This is a genomic window from Oceanobacter antarcticus (assembly GCF_044962685.1).
GTDB lineage: Bacteria > Pseudomonadota > Gammaproteobacteria > Pseudomonadales > Oceanobacteraceae > Oceanobacter > Oceanobacter antarcticus.
The window spans coordinates 77,141-87,738 of record NZ_JBBKTX010000007.1; the positions used below are offsets into that span (position 1 = coordinate 77,141).

Annotated in this window: 10 protein-coding genes; 5 read left to right on the forward strand and 5 right to left on the reverse strand. The window is 54.5% G+C overall.

From position 1 onward, the window contains the following. Positions 1-43: 43 nt before the first annotated feature. Both WG929_RS07275 and asd read left to right on the forward strand, forming a co-directional pair. Positions 44-868 carry a sulfurtransferase gene (locus tag WG929_RS07275; RefSeq protein ID WP_416205510.1) on the forward strand — a complete coding sequence of 275 codons (825 nt, stop codon included), beginning with the start codon at positions 44-46 and terminating at the stop codon, positions 866-868. Positions 869-937: 69 nt separating this feature from the next. Next, entirely contained in the window at positions 938-1,951 is a 1,014-nt protein-coding gene (gene asd, locus WG929_RS07280; RefSeq protein ID WP_416205511.1) for an archaetidylserine decarboxylase, read from the forward strand. Here the strand turns inward: asd and WG929_RS07285 are convergent. The 3 genes from WG929_RS07285 to efp form a co-directional block, all read right to left on the reverse strand. Beyond that, positions 1,945-2,289: a hypothetical protein gene (locus tag WG929_RS07285; RefSeq protein WP_416205512.1), complete on the reverse strand. Its 345-nt coding sequence runs from the start codon at positions 2,287-2,289 to the stop codon at positions 1,945-1,947. The genes asd and WG929_RS07285 overlap by 7 nt on opposite strands. Before the next feature lie 151 nt (positions 2,290-2,440). Next, positions 2,441-3,367, reverse strand: coding sequence for an EF-P lysine aminoacylase EpmA (epmA, locus tag WG929_RS07290; protein WP_416205513.1), 927 nt, complete (start codon positions 3,365-3,367; stop codon positions 2,441-2,443). 148 nt (positions 3,368-3,515) lie between these two features. Next, a complete protein-coding gene (gene efp / locus WG929_RS07295; protein WP_369856818.1) occupies positions 3,516-4,082 on the reverse strand; it encodes an elongation factor P in 567 nt (188 codons plus the stop codon). 35 nt (positions 4,083-4,117) lie between these two features. Here efp and epmB point away from each other — a divergent pair, with 35 nt between their 5' ends. Both epmB and WG929_RS07305 read left to right on the forward strand, forming a co-directional pair. Continuing rightward, a complete protein-coding gene (epmB, locus tag WG929_RS07300) occupies positions 4,118-5,143 on the forward strand; it encodes an EF-P beta-lysylation protein EpmB (RefSeq protein ID WP_416205514.1) in 1,026 nt (341 codons plus the stop codon). A gap of 231 nt (positions 5,144-5,374) precedes the next feature. Beyond that, complete coding sequence (locus tag WG929_RS07305; protein ID WP_416205515.1) at positions 5,375-7,477, forward strand: EAL domain-containing response regulator; 2,103 nt, start codon at positions 5,375-5,377, stop codon at positions 7,475-7,477. A gap of 27 nt (positions 7,478-7,504) precedes the next feature. Here WG929_RS07305 and serB read toward each other — a convergent pair whose 3' ends face one another. Together serB and WG929_RS07315 are read right to left on the reverse strand one after the other, a co-directional pair. Then, on the reverse strand, positions 7,505-8,752 hold the full coding sequence (serB, locus tag WG929_RS07310) for a phosphoserine phosphatase SerB (protein ID WP_369856815.1): 1,248 nt from the start codon (positions 8,750-8,752) through the stop codon (positions 7,505-7,507). A gap of 34 nt (positions 8,753-8,786) precedes the next feature. Beyond that, on the reverse strand, positions 8,787-8,957 hold the full coding sequence (locus tag WG929_RS07315) for a hypothetical protein (RefSeq protein ID WP_369856814.1): 171 nt from the start codon (positions 8,955-8,957) through the stop codon (positions 8,787-8,789). 265 nt (positions 8,958-9,222) lie between these two features. Between WG929_RS07315 and WG929_RS07320 the strand changes: the two genes are divergently transcribed. Then, entirely contained in the window at positions 9,223-10,548 is a 1,326-nt protein-coding gene (locus WG929_RS07320; RefSeq protein ID WP_416205516.1) for an adenylate/guanylate cyclase domain-containing protein, read from the forward strand. Positions 10,549-10,598: the final 50 nt, after the last annotated feature.

The window sequence follows — 10,598 nt, forward strand, 5'->3', positions numbered from 1 at the left end:
GATACACTGCATCTTTGCGACCTGTTTATCCGGAGTATTGTTCATGAGCCAACTGCCGCTGCTGCTGGAACCCCGGGCGCTTGCTGAGCGACTGCCACTGAATAACGTCCTGATCATTGATCAGAGCAAACGAGAAACCTACCTCCAGCACCATATTCCCGCTGCCGTGCATCTGGACTTCAAACGTCTGCAGTTGGGTATTGCCCCAACGCCCGGTGCCCTGCCATCGCTGCAGCAACTGTCCGAGGTCTTCAGCCAGCTGGGACTGACGGCAGAGACTCATGTGATTGCCTATGACGACGAAGGCGGCGGCTGGGCCGGACGACTGCTCTGGGTACTGGATATGATCGGCCATCATCACTACAGCTATCTCAATGGCGGTATTCACGCCTGGCTGCAAGACGGCCTGCCGACCGAGTCTGGCGAGCTGATACCGACGCCATCGGGTTACTCTGTCAGCCAATTGCAAGACGGCTTTTCCCTGACCAAGGAAGAGATACTGGCACGCCTCGGCCAGCCGGATTTTGCCGTTTGGGATGCCCGCTCCCAGTCCGAATACAACGGTGAAAAAGTGATTTCGGCCCGTGGCGGCCATATTCCCGGAGCCGTGAACTACGAATGGACACTCGGTATGGACAAAGCCAACGGCATGCGCATCAACGAACTGGAAGCCTTCCGCAGCCTGTTGTCGTCAATGGGACTGACCGCCGACAAAGACATTGCCACCCACTGCCAAACCCATCATCGTTCCGGTTATACCTATCTGGTGGGCAAGATTCTGGGGCTGAAGATGAAAGCCTACCCCGGCTCCTGGGCAGAATGGGGTAATGATCCGTCAACCCCGGTCACCACTGGCGACCAACCTTGAAACCAATCTAACCCAACAGACAACCATTTCCGGCCAAGGATGCCTGGCCTAATAAAAGAGAGTCCCCCCTTGTTAAAAGATGATCTGTTTATTGCCAGCCAATACGTGCTGCCCCATCACTGGCTGTCTCGTCTGGTCGGCAAACTGGCGGCCAGTGAGAACACCTGGCTCAAAAACCAGCTGATCACCCGGTTTATCCGCCAATACGATGTGCGCCTCGACGAAGCCCAGCGGCAGCATCCCCAGGATTTTCGCAGCTTTAACGATTTTTTCACCCGCGAATTGTTGCCCGAAGCTCGACCACTGGATAACGCTGCCGATAGCCTGCTTTCCCCGGCTGACGGTGCGGTTTCCCAGATTGGTCATATCCAGCGCGGGCGTATCTTTCAGGCCAAAGGACAGGAATTCTCCCTGACCGAGTTACTGGGTGGTTCACGCCCGCGAGCCGAAGATTTTGTTGGCGGCAAGTTCGCCACCCTGTACCTGTCACCACGAGATTATCACCGGGTGCATATGCCGATGGCTGGCAAACTGCGCGAAATGATCTACGTGCCCGGCTCTCTGTTTTCTGTCAACCAGACCACCGCCGAGCGCGTTCCCGGACTGTTTGCCCGCAACGAACGACTGGTGTGTATTTTTGATACCGAGCATGGCCCGATGGCCATGGTGCTGGTTGGTGCGATGATTGTTGCAGCGATTGAAACCGTCTGGGCGGGCCGGATAACGCCACCGACCCGCGAACTGAAAGTGACTGATTATCGCGACCCACAGCCGGTTGAACTCGACAAGGGTGAAGAAATGGGCCGTTTTTGCCTGGGTTCCACCGTGGTGCTGTGTTTTCCGGATGGCATGGTCGACTGGAGCAAGGAGCTGGAAGCGGGCAGCCCAATTCGTATGGGCAGCCGACTGGGTTCAATCCGGGCGTTACAAACAGAGGAATCTGCGCCGATCGAAAACACGGCGACGGCAATCGATGCTGAACCAGCCGTGACGACTGACAATGCAGAGGCAGAGGCCCAAAATGTCAGCCCTGATAACGCTGACACAACATCAACCGCAACGGACGATAGCCGCAGTCAGTAATCACTCTCCGCACTGACACTGCGCAAGCAACCGCCGGGCATGTCCGGCAGGTTGCTCTGTGGCCGGATACGTAATGACACCCATTGCTGGCTGCCATCAAGGTGAATATCGGCAAAACGCCATTGTTGGCTGAGCTGCTCATTCTCAGGCCAGATCACCCGGCTGAGCGAGCCCATTAACCGGGCCATACGTCCGGCGTCAGCAGAGACCAGATGTTTCAGGGTTTGCTGGTCGTACTCCGCCACCAATGCGACCGGCACCCGAATCTGCAAACCCCCGCCAACCCCAATTCTGGCGATCATCAGTTCACAATCAATGTCAGCTGCTAAAGCTGTCAACGGCATACCTAAACCCAACAGCAACAGGCCCCAAACCGTATTCCCAACCGACATTTCCAGACCTCCACAAGATGAGTGAAAATCTGACCATATTCCGCTGTTAAGTAGGTCGGCGAATCAGCAAGTAAATGCAATAGTTTGGTTATAAATGTCAGGCACGCGACCAGTCGAAACTCAGCACCTCGGCGATCACCGTCGATTGCAAGCGCTGCATCAAGATTCGATCCAGCCCCATGGCCACGCCAGCACATTCAGGCAAGCCCGCTGCCAGCGCCGCCAATAAGCGTTGGTCGACCGGGCGTCCGTCAGCCTCATTGGCAAAACGACGGGCCTGCTCTTGCGCATCGGTCAGCTCATGGTAGCCATTCGCCAGCTCTGAGCCGTTCCAGAACAATTCAAAGCGCTCAGCGACCTGATAGCCATCCTCATGCTGGCGGGTTTTTGCCAACGCCGCCTGAGATGCCGGAAAGTCGTACACAAAGACCAGGGTGTTGGTCGGCAGTGCCGGTTCGACAGCGTGGCTCATGATAATGTCGAGCCAGCCATCGCGGCTCAACTGCAAGTCGTGACCCGCCAGTTGCTGGCCTCGTGCGGCCAGCACTGCATCTGACGCCTGACAAGGGTTGATACCGGCATACTGCTCCAGCGCTTGCTGGTAAGTCAGTGTCAGTAACGGCCGATCATCCGGCAAATCCAGCAGCTGGGTGACCAGATCGGCCACTTCCGCCATCAACTGCTGCTCGTTCCAGCCCAGCCGATACCATTCCAGCATCGAGAATTCCGGGTTGTGGCGACGACCCGCTTCACCGCGCCGAAAGACTTTGCAGATCTGGTAAATATCACCACTACCGGCACATAACAGCCGTTTCATCGCATACTCGGGCGAGGTATGCAGATAGCGACCATCCAGGGTTGCCATAGGTTCTATATTGGGGTCGCACACCGGCGCTTGCGCCAGTATCGGAGTTTCAACTTCCAGTACCTGACGATCGGCAAAAAACCGGCGGATGTGTTGATACAGATGGGCTCTGGCCTGAATCGCCGCCAGACTGGCAGAAGGGATCCAGCGTGTGGTCATAACATTTTATTCTCTACAGGGATCATCTATTTAATCCGCTGCCCGCTCTGGGCTTTTGGAGGGCTTCGAATCACGAGGCCGGTTTTGCAGACACAAAAAAGGGAGCCAGTGACTTGACTCCCTTATGGACGACGCCTCAGCGCCGCGATCAAGCGCGGCTGACGTATTCACCAGAACGGGTATCGATACGCAACGTATCGCCGATATTGATAAACAGTGGTACTTTCACCACCGCACCGGTTTTTAATGTCGCGGGCTTACTGCCACCCTGAGCAGTATCGCCTTTGATGCCGGGGTCGGTCTCTGCCACTTCCAGTTCAACAAAATTGGCCGGAGCAACCGTCAGAATCGCACCGTTAAACAGGGTAATGACATAGACATCCTGTTCTTTCAGCCATTTGACCGTATCGCCAACCGCTTCGGCAGACGCACCGTGCTGTTCAAATGAACCGTCGGTTGCCATGAAATGCCAGAATTCTCCATCGTTGTAGAGATATTCCATGTCAATTTCCATCACGTCGGCACCTTCGAGCGAGTCGCCAGACTTGAAGGTTTTTTCAATCACCCGGCCGAGACGCAGGTTGCGTAACTTGACGCGGTTAAAGGCCTGACCTTTGCCGGGTTTTACGTATTCGTTCTCAATAATGGAGCACGGCTCTCCATCCATCATGACTTTAAGACCGGATTTAAATTCGTTGGTAGAATAGTTCGCCATTTCGCAATCCAATTAGAGTAGGACATTTTTATAAAGTGCGTATCATAGCGCGATCCGCTGCCATTGAGCAGCAAGACTGGCAACAGATTCTGGCCAGCGCCATCCGTAGCCCCGAACAACTGTTCGCGGCACTTCGTCTTCCAGCGACCGACCTGAGCGCCCGCCAACAGGCAGCCAGCACATTCCCGCTGCTGGTACCCGAGCCTTATCTGCGCAAAATGGAACCCGGTAACCCCGATGATCCGCTGTTACGTCAGGTCATGCCGGATGCAGAAGAACTGGTCGCCATGCCCGGTTACGTCACCGACCCACTGGGTGAACAGCAAGCCAATGTCACCCCTGGCATTGTGCACAAGTACAACGGCAGACTGTTGTTACTCGCGGCGACCGGCTGTGCCGTCAATTGCCGCTACTGCTTCCGGCGTCATTTTGATTATACCGATAACCGTCTCAGCCGACGCCAGTGGCAAACAGCGCTGGATTATGTACGCGATGACCCGTCGATCAGTGAAGTGATTCTGAGTGGCGGCGACCCGCTGATGCTGAAAGACGACGCCCTCGACGAACTGCTTGAAGCGATCGGGCACATATCCCATGTCCGGCGCTTGCGTATACATACCCGGCTGCCCGTCGTCATTCCCCAACGTCTGACCGATCACCTGATTCAACAGCTCAGTGCCAGCCACCTGTCGATCAGTCTGGTGTTACATATCAACCACCCCAACGAGCTGGATGCGCTGTTTCGGCAATATATCCAGCCCTTGCGCCAGGCCGGAATCACTCTGCTGAATCAGTCGGTGTTATTAAACGGCGTCAATAACCGGGTGGATACTCTGGTCAATCTTAGCCAGTCTTTATTCGATGCAGGCATTCTGCCCTATTACCTGCATCTGCTCGATCCGGTAACAGGCACACATCACTTTGATAACCCGGAACAGGAGGCACTGGCCCTATACCGTCAACTGCATCAGCAGCTACCCGGCTACCTGTTACCCAGACTGGTACGCGAAGAGGCAGGTAAGGCAGGTAAGTCATTGATTCTTATGGATGACAATTTTTGACAGACAGATCACTCATTATTTGTCATATGTCGCTACAATCTGCAGTTATCTACTGACTGGCATGACATTAACTGTCTGTTGTTACTGCCTGCTGTCATAATTTGTTCCTGAAGAGCAAACAGTATGTCCTTCTGCTTGCAGCTGACCAAGATGGGCTTTATTGACCAACTTTGGGTACAATTAGACAAACAACGTCAGATCATCCAAGAATACGACTGAGTAAACCGAGCAATGGCGAGCAACCAAGAGACGCTACACCTGCTGATTCATACCGAATCCCAGAATGACGCAGAAGGAATTGTCAGTCTGTTGCGGAACTCAGGCAATGCGACCCGCGCTCATCAAATTACCTCGCTGGAAGACTTTAACGAACAGCTGGAACAAAAATCCTGGGATCTGCTCATTGCCGAAGAAGAAGTAAACGGCATTAACTATCAGGCATTACAAGATCAGATCCGGCGTCTGAACAAGGATCTGCCGATCATTCTGATCAGCCGGGAAATAGACCTGATTGCCATGGAAAACGCGCTCAAGCGTGGCGTGTGCACCATGGTTCCCATGGATGAAACCAATTTACTGGTGCTCGCCCTGCAGCGTGAATTACGCCACCTGAAAAACCGCCGGGAGCTGCGCTCCCTTGAAGTCCGGTTAAGGGACGCCGAAAAACGCTCTCAGGCGCTGCTTGAAAGTTCTCGTGATGCAGTAGCCTACGTCCACGACGGCATGCATATTTTTGCCAACCCTTCTTATCTGGGCATGTTTGGCTACGCATCCGTCGACGAGCTCGAAGGCATGCCGCTGATGGACATGGTCGACAGCTCGGGCCAGGCTGAATTCAAGAATTTCCTCAAAAAATACATGACTGGCCCCCACAAACTGGAAGAGCTCAACACCATTGGTGTTGATGGTCAGGGGCAGTTATTTCCCATGTTGATGCGCTTTTCACCAGCAACGTATGCCGAAGAACGCTGCACCCAGGTCACCATTCGCTCCAACGAAAAAAATACCGCCCTCGAAGCAAAGCTGCGCGAAGTCAGTAATCTCGACATGATGACCGGGCTGTACAACAAACCCTATTTTATGGCCCAGCTGGAAATTGCAGTCGATAACGCCGTACTGGGAGGCAGCCACGGAGCCACGCTTTATCTCAATCTTGATGGTTTTGGCAAAATCAAAAGTGACGTTGGTATCAGCCGGGCAGACACGGTTTTGTCTGAGTTATCCCAGTCGCTCAAAAAAGAAATTGGTACCACTCACAGCCTGGCCCGTATCAGCGAAGATATTTTTGCCACCATTCTCACCGGTTATAACGCCGATCAGGCCATGGAGTTCGCAGAACGACTGCGGAATCACGTTGAAACCCTGCTGATCGATATTGGCGACCGCACGATCACCGCGACCGTGAGCGTAGGCGTTGCGTTAATTAACGACACCTGTTCCCGTCCCGAAGACGTGCTGCAAAATGCCCATACCGCGTGTGAACAGGTGCACCAGCAAGCTGATCACGCCAATGGCAATGGCGTCATGCTGTTTGTTCCCAGCGCACCACACAGTGTGGCCCCAAGTGACATAAGCCTTGAAGAAGCCATTACAGAAGCCTTGCGCCAGAACAGCTTCCAGTTGCTATTCCAGCCGATGATCAGTTTGCGCGGTGATGACATCGAACATTATGAAGCTCTGATACGACTGAATCTGCCCGGTGGCCGCGATGCCACTGCCGGTGAACTGATGAACAACCCGGATATCAGTGACGCCCTGAAGCGCAAGGTAGACCGCTGGGTATTGCTGAATACCGTCAAACGCCTGGGAGAACATCGTCAGCAAGGCCATGACACCCGCGTCTTTGTGAATCTGGCAGCACCATCAATTCAGGATGACAGCCTGCCCAACTGGATTGGTGTTGCCATGCGCGCTGCACGCCTGCCCAAAGGCTCGTTGGTGGTGCAACTGTCGGAAGACAACGCCACCAAGGTACTGAAACAGGCACAGCAATTTGTCGAATCACTGAATTCTCGTGGTATCACCACGGCCCTCAATCGTTTTGGCTGCTCCCTTAATCCACTGCGTAATCTGCAGCATCTCGCCGTAGAGTACGTCAAGATCGATGGTTCCTATACCAGCGAACTGAATCAGAATCAGGAAAACCAGCAACAGCTGCAAGCCTTGTTGAAAGAACTGCACGAAGCGGAAAAGAAGACCATCATTCCCATGGTGGAGAGTGCATCCATGCTGGCCACACTGTGGCAAATGGGCGTCCATTTTATTCAGGGTGACTACGTGCAGGCACCTCAAGACAGCATGAACTACAACTTCGAGGAAGAAAGCAGCTTCTGATCAGAAGCTGCCGAAAACCCATTCAGTCTACCGCTGGCCAGCAGTAGTACACGGCGGCTCGGCAATATCCCGGTCGCGATACCCCAGCAGATACAGAATGCCGTCCAGACCCAGGGTTGAAATAGAGTGACGGGCATTTTCACGCACCAGCGGCTTGGCACGAAACGCAATGCCCAAGCCAGCAATACTCAGCATCGGCAGATCGTTGGCACCGTCTCCCACGGCAATGGTCTGCTCCAGGCGAATACCCTCCTTGGCGGCCAACTCTCGCAGCAATTCTGCCTTGCGCTGGCCATCAACCACCGGCTCGATGACACGGCCGGTAACCACACCGTCCTCCATCTCCAGCTCGTTGGCAAACACATAATCAATACCCAGACGTTGCTGCAGATAACGACCAAAGTAGTTGAAACCACCGGACAGAATAGCGGTTTTATACCCCAGTGCCCGCAGGTTATAAATCAACCGCTCGGCACCTTCGGTAATCGGCAGTCGCTCGGCAATGCCTTCCAGCACACTGGCATCCAGCCCCCGCAACAGCGCCATGCGTTCGGCAAAACTTTGTTTGAAATCCAGTTCGCCCAACATCGCCCGCTCAGTAATGGCTGCCACCTGATCCCCGACTCCGGCGGCACGAGCCAGCTCGTCGATGACTTCCGCTTCGATCAGAGTCGAATCCATATCAAAAGCCACCAAGCGCCGCGTACGACGATAAACATCATCAGCCTGGAAGGCGACATCGACACCCAGCTCGTTGGCTACCTCCAGAAAGCGGGCGCGCAACTCACTCTGATCAGCTTCGCCGCGTACCGAAAACTCAACACAGGCACGGGTATTGTCGTTACTGCTGGCGGCCTGATCCAGTGGCACCCGCCCAGACAGACGGCTGATCTGGTCAATATTCAGTCCGTGTTCCGCCACAATCGCGGTAACACGGGCAATGGCATCGGCCTCGATCGTACGGGCCAGCAGGGTGATGATATGACGGGACTTGCCCTGACCAGCCACCCAGTGCGCGTAACTCTCGGCGGTGACCGGTGTAAAACGGATAGAAAGCCCCAGTTCGTGTGCTTTGAACAACACATCTTTTAATACCGGAGCGGATTCTGCGTTGTCAGGAATCGCTGCCAGAATACCCAAAGACAAGGTATCGTGAATTTCAGCCTGACCGATATCCAGTATGGTGACACCATACTGGGCCAGAATCGCGCTGATACTGGCAGTCAGGCCGGGTTTATCGGCACCGGTTACCCGGATAAGAACCAATTCGGTCACAATGCGTTCCTGTTGCCCTCAGGCGGTTGTCAGTTTACAGCTTACCCAGATCGGTCTTGGCTGCAGCCACGACAGAGCGCAGGTCTTCAATCAGATCGGTAGTTTCATGAGTAGACAGTGCACGGATACGGTCAACACTCATCAGAAACAGGCCTTTTTCCAGCTGTTCCAGTTTTTCTTGCAGAGACTGCTTAACGTCGCTCATGGCGGTTCCTCTTGGGTTCAGTATTGGTCGTCCGATGCCCGACGGAATTGGCATCACTGCCGCTCGGTTCTGGCCATATATCGGGCGGCGCCTATAATACCACCTCAGACACCTCTGACTATCACTGCGATGGTACTGATTGCCGACGGCGAATAATTTCCAGCGTTGCCCACGTCAGTTATGCCGCAAACCGGTATGGTCGTACCAGATCACCAGTCAGACCCCGGATTTCAACACCCTAATGGCGAACCAGATGCAGGTTAAGTTGACCAGAAGTTTTCCTTTCAGCCAGATCTGCGGCCTTGCAGGTGCCACCCAAGTACTGCTACTTGGGCTGCTGATTACATTCCTGACCTATAACAACCTCAGCGACCAGCTCGAGCGGCGGCTGCAGCAGGATGCCACCAGGCAGACCCAACGGCTGGCACTGACCCTGGCCCACAGCCTGATCCAGCAAGACCGCATCAGTCTCAACCTGGCGCTGGCGGAGTGGCAACGAGGTGAGGAAATCAGCGCGTTGAGAGTACTGGATACCGATGGCCAAGTGATTGCCGAAATCGGCAAAACCCTCGATAACCGCATCCATATCAGCCGCTCAATCACTCAGGACGACCAGGTGGTCGGTGTCATCCAGGCCGACATCAACCTCGCCGCCGCCCACCGCGACAGTGGCCGTTATCTGTCGCTGGCGTTGATTGCTACTGGGCTAAGCGCCATGTTGGCAGGTCTGATCAGCTATTTTCTGGCCGAACGGGTAGCCGACTACTTGCGAAAACTGTCCCGTACCTTGCAAGGTTGGCACGACGACGAGCCACTGCAGTTACCGCCCCCGCCACCCCCGGTGATCGAGTTTGATCAACTCCATACCGCTTTGAACAACATCCGCGAGCAGGAACGGCAACGCCTGGCATTAGAAAAAGCACTTGGCAAGTTTCTCTATAACGACAACAAGGTGCCGGTCAAGGCTACGACCTACCAGCGCTGTGCGCTGATCTACATCGAAATTAGCGAACTGGATGTGCTGCAATCACGCCTCAGTGCCGAAGAGCTGGCCCAGGCTCTGGGCGAGTACCATCGATTATTAAACCAGGCAGCAAAACTGTATAACGGCAAACTGGACCGCTATCAGGGTGATGGCATCGTGATGATTTTTGGCCTCAACGATGAAAATGAACGCGACACCCTGCACTGCGTCTACGCCGCCCAACTGTGTCTGGGACTGATGCAGTACGCTCGGCAAAAAAATCCCCATCTGGCCGCTATCAGTTTCCGTGCTGCCGCCCACTGGGGGCCGGTATTATTGGCACCACTTGAGCAAGGTGACGAAAGTCATTACAGCCTGATTGGCGACACCCTCTATTGGGCATCGCATCTGGCCCGCCGCAGTGAAGAATACCGCCTGCTGGCCAGCCAAACACTGCTTGGTGAGCTGCCACCCGAATACGGGCTGGAATGGGAAGAAGGCCCAATGGTGGCGGATTTACAAGGTAACCAACAAGCCAACTTCTGGCTCACCGCCCTGCCAGAAAACAGCCGGACGCTGATTGATCGTCAGATATTGCATATTGCCAATATGACAGAGCAAGTCTGAGCAGCCGCAGGGATTACGGTCAGGACGATAATTACCAGGACGATAATTGC

Excerpts from the sequence above, each read along its gene's own strand:
- efp (WP_369856818.1), bottom strand. The coding sequence starts at position 4,082 with ATGGCGAACTATTCTACCAACGAATTTAAATCCGGTCTTAAAGTCATG.
- WG929_RS07275 (WP_416205510.1), top strand. The coding sequence starts at position 44 with ATGAGCCAACTGCCGCTGCTGCTGGAACCCCGGGCGCTTGCTGAGCGA.
- WG929_RS07315 (WP_369856814.1), bottom strand. The coding sequence starts at position 8,957 with ATGAGCGACGTTAAGCAGTCTCTGCAAGAAAAACTGGAACAGCTGGAA.
- epmA (WP_416205513.1), bottom strand. The coding sequence starts at position 3,367 with ATGACCACACGCTGGATCCCTTCTGCCAGTCTGGCGGCGATTCAGGCC.
- WG929_RS07305 (WP_416205515.1), top strand. The coding sequence starts at position 5,375 with ATGGCGAGCAACCAAGAGACGCTACACCTGCTGATTCATACCGAATCC.